This is a genomic window from Noviherbaspirillum galbum (assembly GCF_010974945.1).
Taxonomy (GTDB): domain Bacteria; phylum Pseudomonadota; class Gammaproteobacteria; order Burkholderiales; family Burkholderiaceae_D; genus Noviherbaspirillum; species Noviherbaspirillum galbum.
The window spans coordinates 22,707-40,017 of sequence record NZ_JAAIVB010000080.1 but is presented as its reverse complement, the minus strand read 5'-3'; the positions used below and the strand labels follow the sequence as shown (position 1 = coordinate 40,017).

General features: G+C 65.9%; 12 protein-coding genes and 1 other RNA gene. 4 read left to right on the top strand and 9 right to left on the bottom strand.

Translation table 11 applies throughout. The features are described from left to right. Positions 1–54 precede the first annotated feature (54 nt). From murD to rnpB, 9 genes are all read right to left on the bottom strand, one after another. Positions 55–1,551 carry a UDP-N-acetylmuramoyl-L-alanine--D-glutamate ligase gene (gene murD, locus G3574_RS25855; protein WP_163968449.1) on the bottom strand — a complete coding sequence of 499 codons (1,497 nt, stop codon included), beginning with the start codon at positions 1,549–1,551 and terminating at the stop codon, positions 55–57. An 11-nt stretch (positions 1,552–1,562) separates the two neighbouring features. After that, the gene (gene mraY, locus G3574_RS25850; protein WP_163968448.1) at positions 1,563–2,732 is read right to left on the bottom strand and encodes a phospho-N-acetylmuramoyl-pentapeptide-transferase; all 1,170 of its coding nucleotides are present in this window, start codon (positions 2,730–2,732) and stop codon (positions 1,563–1,565) included. A 1-nt stretch (position 2,733) separates the two neighbouring features. Beyond that, the gene (locus tag G3574_RS25845) at positions 2,734–4,134 is read right to left on the bottom strand and encodes a UDP-N-acetylmuramoyl-tripeptide--D-alanyl-D-alanine ligase (RefSeq protein ID WP_163968447.1); all 1,401 of its coding nucleotides are present in this window, start codon (positions 4,132–4,134) and stop codon (positions 2,734–2,736) included. After that, positions 4,134–5,687 carry a UDP-N-acetylmuramoyl-L-alanyl-D-glutamate--2,6-diaminopimelate ligase gene (locus tag G3574_RS25840; protein WP_163968446.1) on the bottom strand — a complete coding sequence of 518 codons (1,554 nt, stop codon included), beginning with the start codon at positions 5,685–5,687 and terminating at the stop codon, positions 4,134–4,136. Before G3574_RS25840 ends, G3574_RS25845 begins: the two co-directional genes overlap by 1 nt. Then, complete coding sequence (locus G3574_RS25835) at positions 5,687–7,435, bottom strand: peptidoglycan D,D-transpeptidase FtsI family protein (RefSeq protein ID WP_163968445.1); 1,749 nt, start codon at positions 7,433–7,435, stop codon at positions 5,687–5,689. Before G3574_RS25835 ends, G3574_RS25840 begins: the two co-directional genes overlap by 1 nt. Then, on the bottom strand, positions 7,432–7,704 hold the full coding sequence (ftsL, locus tag G3574_RS25830) for a cell division protein FtsL (RefSeq protein WP_163968444.1): 273 nt from the start codon (positions 7,702–7,704) through the stop codon (positions 7,432–7,434). The genes G3574_RS25835 and ftsL overlap by 4 nt, the downstream gene beginning before the upstream one ends. Continuing rightward, entirely contained in the window at positions 7,701–8,666 is a 966-nt protein-coding gene (gene rsmH, locus G3574_RS25825; protein ID WP_163968443.1) for a 16S rRNA (cytosine(1402)-N(4))-methyltransferase RsmH, read from the bottom strand. The genes ftsL and rsmH overlap by 4 nt, the downstream gene beginning before the upstream one ends. 6 nt (positions 8,667–8,672) lie before the next feature. After that, complete coding sequence (gene mraZ, locus G3574_RS25820; RefSeq protein WP_163968442.1) at positions 8,673–9,101, bottom strand: division/cell wall cluster transcriptional repressor MraZ; 429 nt, start codon at positions 9,099–9,101, stop codon at positions 8,673–8,675. Between the two features lie 1,012 nt (positions 9,102–10,113). Then, positions 10,114–10,475: RNase P RNA component class A (gene rnpB, locus G3574_RS25815), an RNA gene on the bottom strand. 95 nt (positions 10,476–10,570) lie between these two features. Here rnpB and G3574_RS25810 point away from each other — a divergent pair. The 4 genes from G3574_RS25810 (at position 10,571) to plsB (ending at position 17,299) form a co-directional block, all read left to right on the top strand. Then, positions 10,571–12,283: a thiamine pyrophosphate-binding protein gene (locus tag G3574_RS25810; RefSeq protein WP_163968441.1), complete on the top strand. Its 1,713-nt coding sequence runs from the start codon at positions 10,571–10,573 to the stop codon at positions 12,281–12,283. Positions 12,284–12,434: 151 nt separating this feature from the next. After that, the gene (locus tag G3574_RS25805; RefSeq protein ID WP_163968440.1) at positions 12,435–13,124 is read left to right on the top strand and encodes a hypothetical protein; all 690 of its coding nucleotides are present in this window, start codon (positions 12,435–12,437) and stop codon (positions 13,122–13,124) included. A gap of 139 nt (positions 13,125–13,263) precedes the next feature. Continuing rightward, entirely contained in the window at positions 13,264–14,580 is a 1,317-nt protein-coding gene (locus G3574_RS25800) for an NEL-type E3 ubiquitin ligase domain-containing protein (RefSeq protein ID WP_163968439.1), read from the top strand. Positions 14,581–14,824: 244 nt separating this feature from the next. After that, on the top strand, positions 14,825–17,299 hold the full coding sequence (gene plsB, locus G3574_RS25795; RefSeq protein WP_163968438.1) for a glycerol-3-phosphate 1-O-acyltransferase PlsB: 2,475 nt from the start codon (positions 14,825–14,827) through the stop codon (positions 17,297–17,299). Positions 17,300–17,311 lie beyond the last annotated feature (12 nt).

Genomic DNA, 17,311 nt, shown 5'->3' with positions numbered 1-17,311 from the left:
GCACCGGGGCGGCGGGAGCGGATGCGGAGGTCAGGAAGGACGGCAGGGCGAACTTCATGCAATCACCTCGCCGCGCGCCAGCGCCAGTTCACGCACCGCGTCGACGAACACTTCGGCGCGATGGGCATAGTTGCGGAACATGTCGAGGCTCGCGCAGGCCGGGGACAGCAGCACCGCATCGCCCGGCCGGGCCAGGGCGGCGGCGCGCTCGACCGCTTCTTCCAGCGTGGCGCACGACAAAATCTCGACGTCGGTGCCGGCGATGGCATCGCGGATGGCGGGGGCGTCCTTGCCGATCAGGACCACGGCGCGCGCGAACTTCGCCACCGGCGCGGCCAGCGGGGAAAAATCCTGGCCCTTGCCGTCGCCGCCGGCGATGAGCACGAGCCGGCCGCCCTGCATCACGCCGAGGCCGTTGAGCGCGGCGACGGTGGCGCCGACGTTCGTGCCCTTGCTGTCGTCGACGTAATCGACCTCGCCGACGGTGGCGATGAGTTCCACGCGGTGGGGCTCGCCGGCATAGTCGCGCAGGCCGTGCAGCAGGGGCGCGAGGGTCAGGCCAATGGCGCGGCACAGGGCCAGCGCCGCCAGGGCATTGACGGCATTGTGCTGGCCGCGGATGCGGAGGGCGTCGGCCGGCATCAGGCGCGTGACCGTCACCGGCACGTCGGCGCTGTCTTTCTTGCGGCGGCGCCCGGCGCTTTTCTCGCCCTCCTCCGCGGCGACCGCCACCGACAGCCAGTGCATGCCGTTGTCGTCCATCAGGCCGAGGCAGTCAGGTGCTTCCGGCCGATTGGCGCCGAAGCTGACGCAGGGCGCGGCCGGCGAGGCCATCGCCATCACCAGCGGGTCGTCGCGGTTGAGCACGCGCACGGTGCGCGCGCCGAAGATGCGGGCCTTGTCGGCGGCATAGGCGTCCATGCTGCCGTGCCAGTCGAGGTGGTCCTGGGTCAGGTTGAGCACCGTGGCCACGTCGGCGTCGAGGGAATGCGTGAAGTGCAACTGGAAGCTCGACAGCTCCAGCACCCAGGCCTGGGGCAGCGCGTCTTCGTCGAGCGCGGCGCGCAGCACGTCGAGCGCGGCCGGGCTGATGTTGCCGGCGATGCGCGTCGACAGGCCGGCGCGGCGGCACAGCAGGCCGGTAAGGCTGGTGACCGTGGTCTTGCCGTTGGTGCCGGTGATGGCGATCACCTTGGGCTGGTAACCGCGCTCGTCGCGCAGCGCGGCCAGCGCCCGGGCGAACAGTTCGATCTCGCCCCACAGCGGAATGCCGCGTTCCTGCGCGGCGGGCACGATGGCGGCGAGCTCGCGGCCGGGCGCGAGGCCCGGGCTGACGGCGACGACGTCCACGCCGTCGAGCAGCGCCGCGTCGAAGCCGCCGGCGATGAATTCCGCGTCCGGCGCCGCTTCTTGCAGCTGCGGCAGACGGGCGGGCGCCTCGCGCGTGTCGGCAACGCGCAGCGACGCGCCGCAGCGCGCCAGCCACAATGCCATCGCCAGGCCGGATTCACCCAGCCCGAGGACGAGTACACGTTTGCCTTGGTAATTCACCGATTCCACCATCAACGCAGCTTCAAGGTTGACAATCCAAACAGCACCAGCATCATCGTGACGATCCAGAAGCGCACGACGACCTGCGTCTCTTTCCAGCCCTTCTGTTCGAAATGATGGTGCAGGGGCGCCATCAGCAGGATGCGCCGGCCCACGCCGAAACGCTTCTTCGTATATTTGAAGTACGTCACCTGCATCACCACCGACAGCGTTTCGACCACGAAGATGCCGCCCATGATGAACAGCACGATTTCCTGGCGCACGATGACGGCGACGGTTCCCAGCGCCCCGCCGAGGGCCAGCGCGCCGACGTCGCCCATGAATACCTGCGCGGGATGCGCGTTGTACCACAGGAAGGCAAGGCCGGCGCCGGCCATCGCACCGCAGAAGATTAACAATTCCGCGGCGCCGGGAATATGCGGAATAAAGAGGTATTTCGCGTACACCGCGCTGCCTGTGAGGTAAGCGATGAGCCCGAGGGCCGATCCGACCATCACCGTGGGCATGATGGCAAGGCCGTCCAGGCCGTCAGTGAGGTTGACGGCGTTGCTCGATCCGACGATCACCAGGTAGGTCAGCAGAATGAAGCCCCACACGCCCAGCGGATAGCTGATGGTCTTGAAGAAGGGCACGATCAGGTCGGCCTTGGGCGGCAGGTCGAGGCTGAATCCGGACTGCACCCAGGCCATGAACAGTTGCCAGACCTTGGTGTTGGTCGGCGCCGACACCGAGAAGGCGAGGTAGATCGCGGCGACCAGGCCGATCAGGGATTGCCAGAAATACTTTTCCCGCGAGGACATGCCTTCCGGGTTCTTGTAGACCACCTTGCGGTAGTCGTCGACCCAGCCGATGGCGCCGTAGCCCAGGGTCACGACCAGCACCACCCAGATGAAGCGGTTGCTCCAGTCGGCCCAGAGGAAGGTGGAGATGCCGATGCCCAGCAGGATCAGCGCGCCGCCCATGGTGGGCGTGCCCGACTTGATCAAGTGGGTCTGCGGACCATCCTTGCGCACCGCCTGGCCGACCTTCAGGCGGGTCAGCATGCGGATCACCGCCGGTCCGGAAATCAGGCCGATGGCGAGCGCCGTCAGGGTGGCGAACACCGCGCGGAAGGTGATGAAGTTGAAGACGCGCAGGGCGCCGAGGTCTTGCTGGAAATATTGCGCGAGCCAGAGCAGCATGTCAGTGGCCTCCCTGCTGCGCGTCGGCGGACGCGGTCAGATGTTGCACCACGCGCTCCATCTTCATGAAGCGCGATCCCTTCACCAGCACCGTGGTGCCGGAGGCGGCCAGGCTATCCACCTTGGCATTGAGCGCGGCGACGTCGCCGAAATGCTCGGCCTCGCCGCCATAGGCGCGGGCGCTGTGGCGCGCCAGGTCGCCCAGCGCCAACAGGCGCTCGATGCCGCGGCTTTTCGCATAGGCGCCGACTTCCTCGTGGAAGGCCGGGCCGTCGTTGCCGACTTCGCCCATGTCGCCCAGCACCAGCACGCGCGGCGCCGGCAGGCTGGCGAGCACGTCGATGGCGGCGCGCACGGAATCGGGATTGGCGTTGTAGGTGTCGTCCACCACCAGCGCGCCGTGCTTGCCGGTCTTGCGCTGCAGGCGGCCGTTGACGGGCGCGAAGGATTCCAGTCCGCGGATGACCGCGTCGGCCGGAATGCCGGCGGCCAGCGCGCAGGCCGTGGCGGCGAGCGCGTTGCGCACGTTGTGTACGCCGGCGGCGGAAAGCTTGAGCTTGAAGGTCTTGCCCTGGGCGCTGACGGTCAGTTCGCTGCCGAAGGCGCTGGCGGCGTAGGTGGCGGACACATCCGCGTCGCCATCCAGGCCGAAGGTCATGACCTTGCAGCCGGCGTCGGCGGCAAAGCCGCGCCACAGGCTGGTGAATTCGTCATCGGCGGGGAAGACGGCGGTGCCGGCTGCATCCAGCGACTGGATCACCGCGCCGTTCTCGCGGGCGACGGCTTCCACGCTGGCCATGAATTCCTGGTGTTCGCGCTGGGCATTGTTGACCAGGCCGACGGTGGGCTTGGCCACGGAGGCCAGCACGGCGATCTCGCCCGGATGGTTCATGCCGAGTTCGACCACGGCAGCCTTCATGCCGTCCTGCATGCGGAACACCGTGAGCGGCACGCCGATCTCGTTGTTGAGGTTGCCGCGCGTGGCCATGCACTGCTCCGCGCCAAAGGCGGCGTTCAGGATGGCGGCAATCATTTCCTTGACGGTGGTCTTGCCGTTGCTGCCGGTGACGCCGATGACCGGCATTGTGAACTGCTTGCGCCAGCCCGCGGCGATCTGCGCGAGCGCGGCGCGGGTGTCGGGCACCACGATGGCCGGCAGCGTGAAGCCGGCGGGCAGTTCCTCGGCCACCACCGCGGCCACGCCCCGGGCGGCCACGTCGTTCAGGAAGGCATGTGCGTCGAAGCGCTCGCCGCGCAGCGCGACGAACAGGTTGCCAGCGGATACATTTCGGCTGTCGGTCGACACGCCGTCAAACAAAACATCGCCCAAGCCACCGGCCGCCGCATTGGCGGTGGTCGCTTGCGAAATCCATGGCTGAATGGCAGCCAATGACGATTTCATTAATAAGTCCCCTTCATGGTTGCCCGTGCAGCCAGCGCGAGCGCGGCATGGTCTGCATCCAAAAACGGCAATTTCTTGCCCTTGATTTCCTGGTATGGTTCGTGGCCTTTGCCGGCCAGCAGAACCACGTCGTTTTTCGCCGCATGGCGCACCGCCCACAGAATGGCCGTTGCGCGATCCTCGATGACTTGCAAGACTTCCGCGCCGCGCTTCTCCACCGCGATGCCCTGAACAATCTGTTCGAGGATCACGGCCGGTTCTTCGCTGCGCGGATTGTCGCTGGTGGCCACGATGCGGTCAGCCAGCTCCGATGCCTTGCCCATCTGCGGACGCTTGCCAGGATCGCGGTCTCCGCCGCAACCAAAGAGGCACCACAGTTCCCCTGCCCGCTGCTTCGCCACCTCGCGGAGGGTCGACAGCGTTTTTTCCAGCGCGTCCGGCGTATGGGCGTAATCGATGACGATCAACGGCGCCTCCTGCCCGCCCAGCTGCTGCATGCGGCCGGGTACGGCGGCGAGTGATTCCAGGGCGTCAATGGCCGATTTGAAATCGGCCCCTTTCGCCATGAGCGCACCAAGCACCGCCAGGACGTTACTGACATTAAAGTTGCCCACGAGTTTCGTCTTAACTTGCCCGGAGCCAAAATTTCCTTCGATGCGGAAGGACGTTCCGCCTTGCGCGCTGCGGATGTCGGCGGCGCGCAACAGCTTGCCGCCCTCCAGTTGCCGCTCTTGCAGCGTATAGCCGATGAGGCGCACCTGCGGATGGGTTGACTGGATGTATTTCACAAGCCGCATTCCGGCATCGTCGTCGAGGTTGACGACGGCGGCCTGCAAGCCCGGCCAGTCGAACAGGCGGCGCTTGGCGGCTTCATAAGCCGCCATGTCGCCGTGATAATCGAGATGGTCGCGCGTGAGGTTGGTGAACACGGCAACGTCGACATGCATGCCGTCCATGCGGCCTTGCGCGATGCCGATCGATGATGCCTCGATGGCCACGGCGCGCGCGCCGGCGTCTCGCAGTCCGGCGAGGCGGCGCTGCAGCACGATCGCATCCGGCGTGGTGTAGCCGGTTTCGCTGAAGCCGGCGTGCGCGCCCTTGCGGTAGAGCGCGGTGCCCAGCGTGCCGATGACGGCGGCGTTTTCGCCGAGCTGGGAGATCGCCTTCGCGACCCACTGGCTGCAGGACGTCTTGCCATTGGTGCCGGTCACGGCAACGCTGAACATGGCGGCATCGGGCCGGCCGTACCAGGCATTGGCGACGGGGCCGGACAGGGCCTTGAGACCGGACACCGCGAGATGGGGAAGCGGCCACTCGGCCCGCCAGTCGAAGCCGTCCTCGTCGAACACCACCGCCTTCGCGCCCGCCTCGATGGCGTTCTCGATGAAGCGCCGGCCGTCGGCGGCGTCGCCGGGGAAGGCGAAGAACACGTCGCCCGGCCGGATGGCGCGCGAGTCCGAGGACAGGCCGGCCTGCGGCGCATGCGCGCGCAGCCAGTCCGTCACCCCGGTCACGGCGCCAGGCAGGCTCGACGTGTCGGCCGGTTCGGCCATTACAGGCTCTCCTTCAGCGCATCGGGCGGGATGATGATGTCGGTCACCTTCGAATCCGGCGTGACGTTCATGGCGCGCAGCGCGTTCATGGTCACCGTGGAAAACACCGGGGCCGCGACGTCGCCGCCGTAGTGCAGGCCGGCGGTGGGTTCGTCGATCATCACCGCGACGATGATGCGCGGGTTGGATACCGGCGCGAAGCCGACGAAGGAAGAGACGTACTTGTTGGCATACTGGCCGCCGACCAGCTTGTGCGCCGTGCCGGTCTTGCCGGCCACGCGGTAGCCGGGCACCTGCGACTTGGGCGCGGTGCCGGTCGGGCCGGCCGCCATCTCGAGCATGGTCTGCATCTCGCGCGCCGTCTTGTCGGAGAAGATGCGCTGGCCGTGCGGCGGCTCGGTGATCTTGTGGAAGGTCACCGGCAGGATCTCGCCGTTGTTGGTGAACACCGTGTAGGCGCGCGCCATCTGGATCAGCGAGACCGAGATGCCGTGGCCATAGCTCATCGTGGCCTGCTCGATCGGCCGCCAGTTCTTGTAGGGGCGGACGCGGCCGGCCACCGCGCCGGGGAAGCCGATTTTAGGCTGCTGGCCAAAGCCGACGGCGGTGAACATTTCCCACATCGTCTGCGGTTCCATCTGCAGCGCGATCTTGGTGGTGCCGACGTTCGACGATTTCTCGATGATCTGCTGCACCGTCAGCATGCCATGGGCGTGGGCGTCGCCGATGGTGGCGCGGCCGATGGTGATGCGGCCGGGCGCGGTCTGGATGTTGGTGAAGGGCGTGACGATGTTCTTGTCCAGCGCCAGGCCGACCGAGAACGGCTTCATCACCGAGCCGGGCTCGAAGGTGTCGGTCAGGACGCGGTTGCGCAGCTGCGCGCCGGTCAGGTGCGTGCGGTCGTTCGGGTTATAGGTCGGGAAGTTCGCCAGCGCCAGCACCTCGCCGCTCTTGGCGTCCAGCACGACCACGCCGGCGGCCTTCGCCTTCTGCTTCTCGAACGCATCCTTGAGCGCGGAATAGGCGATGTACTGGATGGTGCGGTCGATGGACAGCGTGAGGTTCTTGCCGTCGTGCGGCTCGCGCACCGCGCCGATGTCTTCCACGATGCGGCCGAGGCGGTCCTTGATCACGCGCCGGCTGCCGGTCACGCCCGACAGTTCCTTCTGGAAGGCCAGCTCCATGCCTTCCTGGCCGGCGTCCTCGACGTTGGTGAAGCCGACGATGTGCGCCATCACCTCGCCCTCGGGGTAGTAGCGCTTGTATTCCTTGCGGGTTTCCACGCCGTCGATGCCGAGCTTGACGATCTTGTCGACCACGTCCTGCTCGACCTGGCGCTTGAGGTAGACGAAGTTGGCGTCGGAATCGAGCTTCTTGCGCAAGTCGCGTTCGCTCATGTCGAGCAGTGCCGCCAGCTTGCCGATCTTTTCCGGTGGCGCGGCCAGCACGTCCTCGGGAATGGCCCACACCGCCTTGACCGGCATGGACGAGGCCAGCACCTGGCCGTTGCGGTCGGTGATGCGCCCGCGGGTCGCAGGCAGCTCGATGGTGCGCGCGTAGCGCGAGGCGCCCTGCTTCTGCAGGAACTCGGTGGACATGCCCTGCAGGTACAGCGCGCGGCCGGCGAGCGTGGCAAAGGCGGAAAACAGGATGAACAGGACGGCTCGAGAACGCCAGGTCGGCAGCTTGACGGCAAGCACCGGGCTGGCACTGAACGGGACTCCCTTGGCAGCGGCTGCGCGTGTCATTTGGCCCCCATGGTCAGGTATTGCGTGCGTGCCGGGGTCACCGGCACCATGTTGAGTTCGCGATGCGCGACGCTTTCGATGCGCGCATGCTTGCCCAGCGTGGACTGGTCCAGCTGGAGCTGTGCCCATTCGAGGTCGAGCTGGCGCGAGGCGGCCTGCGCCCTTTCCAGCTCGATGAACAGGCGGCGCGCCTGGTACTGCGCATTCACGAGGGAAAGCGCGCAGCCCACCAGGGCGATTGTCAGGATGGCGTTGATGCGTCCGCTCACGAGGCGTTCTCCGTGGCGGAAAGACGTTCGGCCACGCGCATGATGGCTGAGCGGGCGCGCGGGTTGGCGGCGACTTCCTCGTCGCTCGGCTTGATCCTGTCGATCAGCCGGATATCGGGGCGGGGCAGGTCGACCGCACGAATCGGCAGGCGGCGGTCGGGCTGCGGCGCGCTGGCCTTGGCGGCCAGGAAGCGCTTGACGATGCGATCTTCCAGCGAATGAAAGCTGATCACAGCCAGTCTCCCCTGCGGGCTGAGTTTTTCTAATGCAGCTGCCAGGCCTACTTCGAGTTCTTCAAGCTCTTTATTGATGTAAATCCGGATAGCCTGAAAGGTACGAGTGGCCGGGTCCTTGCCCTTTTCACGTGTCTTGACGGCGTGTGCCACGATCTCGGCAAGCTGTCGTGTGCCTGAAATTGGCTCGATTGCCCGGCGAGCAGCAATCGCCTTTGCAATCTGAAAAGCAAACCGTTCTTCCCCATAGTCTCTGATCACCTTTCCGATTGTCTGTTCGGTTTCCGTCGCCAGCCACTGTGCTGCCGATATGCCGCGCGTGGTATCCATGCGCATGTCGAGCGGACCGTCAAAGCGAAAACTGAATCCCCGCGCCGCGTCGTCAACCTGCGGCGAGGAAATCCCCAGATCCATCAAAATGCCGTCTACCCGCGCGATGCCGCGTTCCTGCAAGGCCTGCGCCATCGTCGCGAAGCTGTCGTGCACGATCTCGAACCGCGGATCATCGATTCGCTCCGCGGTGGCGATCGCCTGCGGATCCTTGTCGAACGCCACCAGGCGGCCGGTCGGCCCCAGGCGTTCGAGGATCAGCCGGCTATGCCCGCCGCGGCCGAACGTGCCATCGACATACACGCCGCCGGTGCGCTCCCCTTGTATTGCCAGCGCATCGACCGCTTCCTGCAGCAGCACCGTCCGGTGCTGCAGTTCTGGACCTGCTTGTTCAGTCATCGCGGCTCAGAACGAAAAATTGCTCAATGCATCCGGCATGCCGCCCGCAATCGCTTGCGCCTCGCTTTCCGCGAGCTTGGCGGCATCCCAGATTTCAAAATGGCTACCCATGCCCAATACCATCACGTCGCGCGTCAACCCTGCCGCCTGGCGCAGTTCCGGCGAGATCAGGATGCGGCCGGCGCTGTCCATGTCGACGTCGCACGCATTGCCGAGGAAGATCCGCTGCCAGGCGCGGGCCGACATCGGCCACGCGGCGATCTGTTCGCGGTGGTTTTCCCATACCGGGCGGGGGAAGAGCAGGAGGCAGCCGTGCGGATGCTTGGTCAGCGTGACCCGGCCTTCGCACTGCACTGTCAGGGCGTCGCGATGCTTCGAAGGAACGGTCATCCGCCCCTTCGCATCGAGATTCAACGATGACGCGCCCTGAAACACTCTTGACTTCCCTCCCGACCGGTGGTTTTTTGTGCGTCGCAGTGAAAAGTGATTTTGTCAAAACGGAAGGAATTTCCCCCACAAAAATACACTTTTTCACACTTGCGCCCACTTTAGAGGATGGCGTTTTTGCGGTCAAGTAATATCGGGCAACAAAATTGCGATTTTTCCCAATGAAGTCAAAGACTTAGCGGCATTCGTTCAGGAAACTTACAAACCCAAATCCTAGAATAATTAAGCACTTAGCGCTGGGCGTGAATGTGACGCATGAGCTATACACATGTGTTTGGGCAATTTCGCCTGATCATGCGATGCGACAAAAGTGGACGGGAGCGGGGCTGGGTATGGGGGGATTTTGTTTCCGGGGGTTATGGGAAGGCGCTATTTTGGTCGTGGGATTTGGGGAGTTGTCCTCGGTGAACCGGGTGCGGTTCCCACCCCGTGGGGGCTTGCCGGGACTGGCACCAACGGGCTACCCATTTCTCCTGTCTCGCCAATAGACCTAGGCAAGAGAAGGCGCGCATGTTGTCGCATGCCTTTGTCATTCCCGCGCAGGCGGGAATCCCATTTCGGTCGTCCGGAGAAATGCAAGATCAGATTCCCGGCGGTGCGGGAGAGGCGGAGGCAGGCATCGGGGAGAAGGCTGCCGCAGGTAGGGGAAGGCAGCGCGAATGACATCGTGTGTCGCTAACGACAACGGCACACAACTGGCAGCGCCAGGCAAAACCCGGCAACATTCCAGTACAAAAAAACAAAGCTTGCTGGTCGTGGGATGAACGTTTCGAAGCGGGAGGACGGTTCCCGTTGCGCAATCAGGATGTTTCGGCGGCCGCCAAATTCGAAGCGCAATGTTGTCGTCATCCACGGCAATTCGCGGAGTCATCCCACGGCCGGCAAGCTCTGTCGGTCATTGAATATGCATCAGTTTAGCGACACATCCGGACAATGCATTGAGGTCGCGCAAAAAACCTTCGCCTGACGGTCACGAAAAATCAGAAACCGATACTTGGGAAAATGAAGCAAGCCGATAGGCCGGATTCTGTTACGGCGCCCGGAGTCGCCCCCGCTTGCTATGACAGCCATTCCTCTAGGCCAGGGATTGCTCCGTGGCTCAAGCTTCCTACCCGCACGCTCCGCGAGCAGCATCATCGCGTGCCTATTTGGAATTGCTCCGGATAGAGGTTACCGCGTTTCACCCTTCGTGACGCCGGCATGCCGGACGTCCCGAAGACTCGTCTCTGTGGCCCTGTTCCGCGCCTTATACCTTGCGGCTTTCGACGGACGGCCGTTAGCCGTTACCCTGCTCTATGGAGTCCGGACCTTCCTCCCGCCGCCCCGGAAACCGGGGCAACCAGCGGCTGTCTGGCTTGCTTCGGGCGCCATTGTAACCCATCGGCCCTTGCGGCCATGGCAGCCACGCCCGGCGCGTTTCTGCTACGTTATCGTTTTTCCATGCACGGACCCGCGCCATGACCCTACGGACCGGCGGCCAGCTCCTGGTCGATGCCCTCAAGACACAAGGAACGGAGATCGCCTTCGGCGTTCCCGGCGAAAGCTATCTCGCGGTGCTCGACGCCCTGCACGATTCCGCCATCCGCTTCATCATCAACCGCCACGAGAGCGGCGCGGCCTTCATGGCCGAGGCCTACGGCAAGCTTACCGGCAAGCCCGGCATCTGCTTCGTCACGCGCGGACCGGGCGCGACCAATGCCTCCATCGGCGTGCACACCGCGCACCAGGATTCGACGCCCATGATTCTCTTCATCGGCCAGGTGGGCGGCGACTTCGTGGAGCGCGAAGCCTTCCAGGAGATCGACTACCGCCGCATGTTCGGCACCATGACCAAGTGGACCGCGCAGATCGACCGCGCCGACCGCATTCCGGAATACGTGGCCCATGCCTTCCAGGTCGCCACCAGCGGCCGGCCCGGCCCGGTGGTGCTGGCCTTGCCGGAGGACATGCTGGCCGACCAGGCGGACGTCGCGGACGCCAGGCCATACCAGCCGGTCCAGGCCTCGCCCGCCGCGTCGCAACTGGACCAGCTGCGGAACATGCTCGCCGCCGCCCGCCAACCCGTGGTGATCCTCGGCGGCGCCGGCTGGACGCCGGCCGCCTGCGACGACATCCGCCGCTTCGTGGAAACGAACGCCTTGCCGGCGGCCTGCGCCTTCCGCTTCCAGGACCTGCTCGACAATCGCCATCCGAACTACATCGGCGACATCGGCATCGGCATCAATCCCAAGCTGTCGGCGCGCATCAGGCAGGCCGACCTGCTCATCGCCATCGGCCCGCGCCTGGGCGAGATGACCACCAGCGGCTATACCCTGCTCGACTCGCCGGTGCCAAGACAAAAGCTGGTGCACATCCATGCCGGCGCGGAAGAACTCGGCCGGGTCTACCAGGCCGACCTGATGATCAACAGCGGCATGCCGCAGATCGCGCAAGCCCTGGCGGCGATGCCGCCCATCGACAGCAGCGCCTGGTCGGCCGGCGTTGCCGAGGCGCGGGCAGAACTTGCCGCGTGGCAGGCGGAGCCGCCGGTCTTCAAGGACCGCGAGACGCCGCTCAATCTCTGGCAGGTGGTGCAGTCGCTGAAGCAAGCCTTGCCAGCCAACACCATCGTTACCAACGGCGCCGGCAACTTCGCGACCTGGGCGCACCGCTTCTGGCCGTACGGCGGATTCCGCACCCAGCTCGCGCCGACCTCCGGGGCCATGGGCTACGGCGTGCCCGCCGCGGTCGGCGCGAAGATCATCGAGCAGATGCAGGGCATCCACCGCCCGGTGGTGAACTTCGCGGGCGACGGCGACTTCATGATGACCGGACAGGAACTCGCCACCGCCGTGCAGTACGGCGCGGGCGTACTGTTCATCGTCTTCAACAACGGCATGTTCGGCACCATCCGCATGCACCAGGAACGCGAATATCCGGGCCGGATCTCGGGCACCGCGATCCGCAATCCGGATTTCGCCGCGCTTGCCCGCGCCTACGGCGCCTTCGGCGAAGCGGTTGCCAGCACGCAAGCCTTTGCCGAGGCCTTGCCGCGCGCCCTGCGGCACATCGACGCCAGCAACCTGCCCGCGCTGATCGAGCTGCAATACGATCCGGAACTGCTGACGCCGAACGCCAGCCTGTCCGCCATCCGTGCGCAGGGAGAAAAGGCGAGGACGCCGGGGCGGTGATCGGCACGGTTTGCCGCGGCGCCAAGAATTTTTTCCGGTGCACGTTGTCAGTAGTGAAAACACTCAGGGCTGACTGAGCCTTGCGCGCGTCCCTACGCATCATGAAGCATGAAACGAAACCCCGGGACCGCGCACGGCAACGTATCGAACCATGGCACTCGTTTCCATTTCAGAAGCAGCAAAGCTGGTCAGGCGCAACCGCTCGACGATCTATCGCGACATCGAGCGCGGACGCCTGAGCAAGACCGTTTCCCCAGAGGGAGAAACGCAGATCGAAACCTCGGAGTTGCTGCGCGCCTACGGCAGGCTGCACGGCGAGGACGACGGCATGGACCCGGTGGCGCGCGACCGCATGCGCATCGCCATCCTCGAAGAGCGCACCAAGGCGCTCGAACGCGCGCTGGCGCTCGAAGCCGAATTGCGCAAGGTGAAGGACCAGGTAACGACCGAATTGCGGGCACGCCTTGCCGACAAGGAGAACGTGATCAAGGTGCTGGAAAGCAAGGTCCTGTTCCTCGAGTACGACAAGCAGGTGGAAGCGTCGGAACACGGGCACGACGATCCCACCACACTTAAACCCGATGCGGCAATGCAAGACCAGCCCTTGCCGGGGCAAGCGGGCAACGAACAGGGTCCGCCTCGGCACGAGGAGCATGCCGATCCCTCCCGTCAAGCCGCATCCGCCGCCGACTATCCCGCAACCAGCCCGGCATCCAACCCGCCGTCCGACGCGGACAGGTCAGGCGCCACGCATGGCCCGCAAATGCAGGCCGCGCCCAGCCAGGCCGAGCACGTGATGCCGCGCAAGGGCTGGTGGGCACGTTTCCTGAAGAAGCGCTGACCGGCAGGCGGCAGGAAGAATGCATCGGGCTTGATCTGGCGCAGGCGGTTTTCCTGTGCGGCGTGAATGCGCGCGCCATGCCGGGCACGAAGACGGTATCGACACCACCAACCGCCCTCGATTCCCGCCAAGGTTACGCATGCCTTCCTCCATTACGCCTGTCGCCGCCGCGCCGCGATCCACCTCGCCCTTGCTGAGCGCCCGCGCGGCGCTTGCCATCCGGCAGCCGCAAATCCGCCTGCGGGAGCCCTGGCGCAGCGGGCTGTTCCATCCGTCGTTCCCGCAATCCTTATTTAGGCATTGCCCGATCGGGCCCGCGCAGCTGCGTGAATTCCGCAACAACGTCATTGCCGGCATGGCGGGCGCGGGCGTCTGCATCGGCTTGTTCTACGCCATGGACGGCGCCGAGATCCAGCGCCTGAATGCGTCGAATCCGCTCGGCATGACCGCCGCGTTGAGCTTGCTGTCCGCCGCTACCTCGTTGGCCGGCGTCGCCGTTTACCAACTCGGCCGCGCATGCCGCCGTCCGCATATCACGCATGTCACGACGCTGCAGCAGGCGGTCATGTGCTGGGCTGGAGACGACGCATCGCAAGGTAGGTGGGGCGATGCGACCCGGCAGGCGGCGGCCTGGCAGCAAGAGGCCGGCGCAACGGATTTCACCGAGCTGCTCGACAAGCTGCGCCATGGCGCACGCATCGCCTTTGCGGGCATGCCGCCGCATCATTTCCAGCAACTCCGGCTGCAGGTGCTGCAACTGCTCGAACAGATGGCAGGACACCCCAGGTCGCGCGGCGCAGTCCTCGCATTTTCTCAAGATGCGACCGGCGCCTGCTGCGAGCGTCCGTCCCTGACCTTTCCCCGCCTGTGGCTGGTCGCCCGGCGCCACCTGCTCAAGCAAACGTGGCAGGGCCTGCCCGCCGCGGCGCATGCCGAACGCAGGCGCTGCCTCGGCGAACTGCTGCGCAATCTCCGGGCGCAGTGGCGGCTGGAATCGCTGATTGCCGAACTCGATGCCACCTTGCGCGCGCTGAACCTCGGACAGGGGGATCCGCTGGAAGCGGTCATCCATGGGATCGACCACATCAATCGCATCGACCCCGGCTTCACCGAGCCGATTGCCTGTCCTCCCCTGCATCCGTCCAGCGCCGATCCGGACGTGGTCCGGCGGTTTGCGGAAACCGCCCGGGCCACCATCCTTGAAAAGGAAAGCGACGGCCGGCTGCATGCCTGGATCCTGGATGACGATGAGGTCGGGGCGCAGTTGCGGCAGCTCTCCGGATTCGGCGACGGACAGGGGCGGCAGGCGCTGGCGGCACTGGACGCGCGCATCGATGGGCTGCTCGACCGGACCGATGACGCCGGCTTGCAACTGCTCGCGCAGGCCGCTGCGGAGCGGAGGCGGTGCGAAGGCGCGATGCACCGGCGCTTGATCGACGGGCTGATGCGTGGTTGAGCGGGCGGGTGGTGTTCCCGCCCTCTCTCCGTTGGACTGCCCTGCCGCTGTCGCACTGCGCCCCTCCTGTCATCCCCGCGAAGGCGGGGATCCCATTTCGGTCGTCCGGAGAAAAGCACAATCGGATCCCACGAACTGCCTTGCAGGGCGGTTCGGTTACGCAGGCGCAAGGCAATGCCTTGCGAAACCCCTGCTACACTGACACAAGCACCCCAACCAGCCCGAACCAAACCCGACATCCTCCATGCCCAGCCTGTTCGGCCTCGACCGTCCCTTGCTGCATGCAGTCAGCAAGCTGCTCTACCTGTGGAGCCGGCCGCGGGTGCTGCCGGCCGACGCCGCCCAGCTCGGCCTGAAACCAGAGCTGCCGGTCATCTATGTCCTGCAGCAGCGCTTCCTGCCGAACACCCTGCTGCTGAACGAGGAGGCGAAGCGGCTGGGCCTGCCCTCGCCGCTCGGGTCGCTTACCCTCGATGGCATGCCGCGGGGCCGGTCGTTCTTCTTCCTGGCCCGTCCTGAGCCCTGGCTGTCCCGCGCCAGGCCGCGGCATTCTTCCCTGCTCACGGCGCTGGTCGACCGCGCCTGCCGCCAGCGCGATTTCGACGCGCAGATCGTGCCGGTCACCATCCTGTGGGGTCGGGCGCCCGACAAGAAAGACTCCATCTGGAAGCAGCTGTTCTCGGAAGACTGGGCCAATCGCGGCACCCTCAAGCAGATGATTACCCTGGTGCTGCACGGACGCGAGCCGCTGGTACGGTTCTCGGAGGCGGTGTCCCTGCACGAGGTCATCGGCGACACCTGCGACCACGACACCTCGCTGCGCCGGATCAACCGGGTGCTGCGCCGTCATTTCCGGGAGCAGCGAGAGATGGCCATCGGGCCGGACCTGTCGCATCGCCGCACGCGCATCAGCGACGTGCTCGCGGCCGCGCCGGTACAAGCGGCCATCGAGGCCGAGGCGCGGGCGCAGGGCGGCTCGCCTGAGGCGCGCGCGAAGGCCGAGCGCTGCGCCCGGGAATATGCCTGGGAGATCGCCGCCGATTACTCGCATCCGGTGGTGCGGGTGCTGGACCGCCTGCTGACCTGGCTCTGGACCCGTCTCTACGACGGCGTGGCGGTGCATCGCTTCGACACCGTCGGCGAGGTCGCGCAGGGACAGGAAGTGGTGTACGTCCCCAGCCATCGCAGCCACATCGATTACCTCCTGCTGTCCTACGTGGTCTACCACCGCGGCCTGATGGTGCCGCACATCGCCGCCGGCGCCAACCTCGACCTGCCGGTGGTGGGCGGCATCCTGCGGCGCGGCGGCGCGTTCTTCCTGCGCCGATCCTTCAAGGGCAACAAGCTCTATGCCGCGGTGTTCAACGAATACCTGCACATGATGATCGCCAAGGGGTATTCCATCGAATACTTCATCGAGGGCGGCCGCAGCCGCACCGGCCGCCTGCTCGAACCCAAGGCGGGCATGCTGGCCATGACGGTGCAAAGCTTCCTGCGCGAACCGGCGCGGCCCATCGTGTTCGTGCCCATCTACATCGGCTACGAGAAGCTGTTCGAGGGCAGGACCTACATCGGCGAGCTCATGGGCCGGCCGAAGAAGAAGGAATCGCTGCTCGACCTGCTGCTGTCGGTGCGCGAGCTGAAGAAGAACTTCGGCAAGGTGCACCTGAATTTCGGCGAACCGGTACGCCTGCCGGACATCCTCGACGCCGCCCATCCCGGCTGGCGCGAAGAACCGCAACCGGACGAAGACCGCACCGAGGCACGCCCCGCCTGGCTGGGCAAGAGCATCGAGCGCCTGATGCGCCGGCTATCCACAGGCATCAACGCCGCCGCCGTGATCGGGCCGGTCAACCTCGTCAGCCTGGCCCTGCTTGCCACGCCCAGGCATGCGATGGATGCGCACCAGCTGGTCCGGCTGCTCGACGCCTATCGCCGGCTGGCGGCGGCCCTGCCCTACTCGCCCCAGACCCAGCTGACCGGCATGGACGGCGCCGCCATGCTGGACTATTGCGAATCGCTGAAGCTCGTGCAGCGGCAGCCGCATCCGCTGGGCGACATCATCCACTTTCCGCCGGAAGAGGCGGTGCTGTGCAGCTATGCGCGCAACAACGTGCTGCATGCCTTCGCCACGCCGGCGCTGGTCGCCTCGATCGCCACGCGCCATGCGGCCATGACGCGCGGCGACCTGTCGGCATTGTCGGCCACGGTCTACCCCTTCCTGCGCGCCGAGCTTTTCCTGCGCTGGAGCGCGGCTGAATTCGACGGCATGGTGCAGGCCCACGCCGATGCGCTGGCCGGCACGGGCTGGCTGGCGCGGCAGGAAGACGGCCGGCTGGCGCCGCCGAGCCTCAACAGCGAGCAGTACGTCCAGCTGAACCTGCTCGGCCAGGCGATCCGCCCGACCCTCATGCGCTACTTCATCACCCTGGCGACGATGACGCGGCGCGGCTCGGGCAGCCTAACCCCGGCCGAGCTCGAATCGCTCTGCCACCTGCAGGCGCAGCGGCTCTCCCTTCTGCGCGAATTCAATGCGCCGGAATTCTTCGACAAGGCGATCTTCCGCACCTTCATCGCGACGCTCGGCAAGACCGGCTTTGCCAGCCTGGACGACGACGGCAGGCTGCGCTTCGACGAGCGGCTCGCCGAGGCCGCCGCGCTGGCGCGCTTCGTGCTGCCGCCCGACGCGAGCCGGGCCATCCTGCAAATGACGCAGTGAGGCACCGGGCCC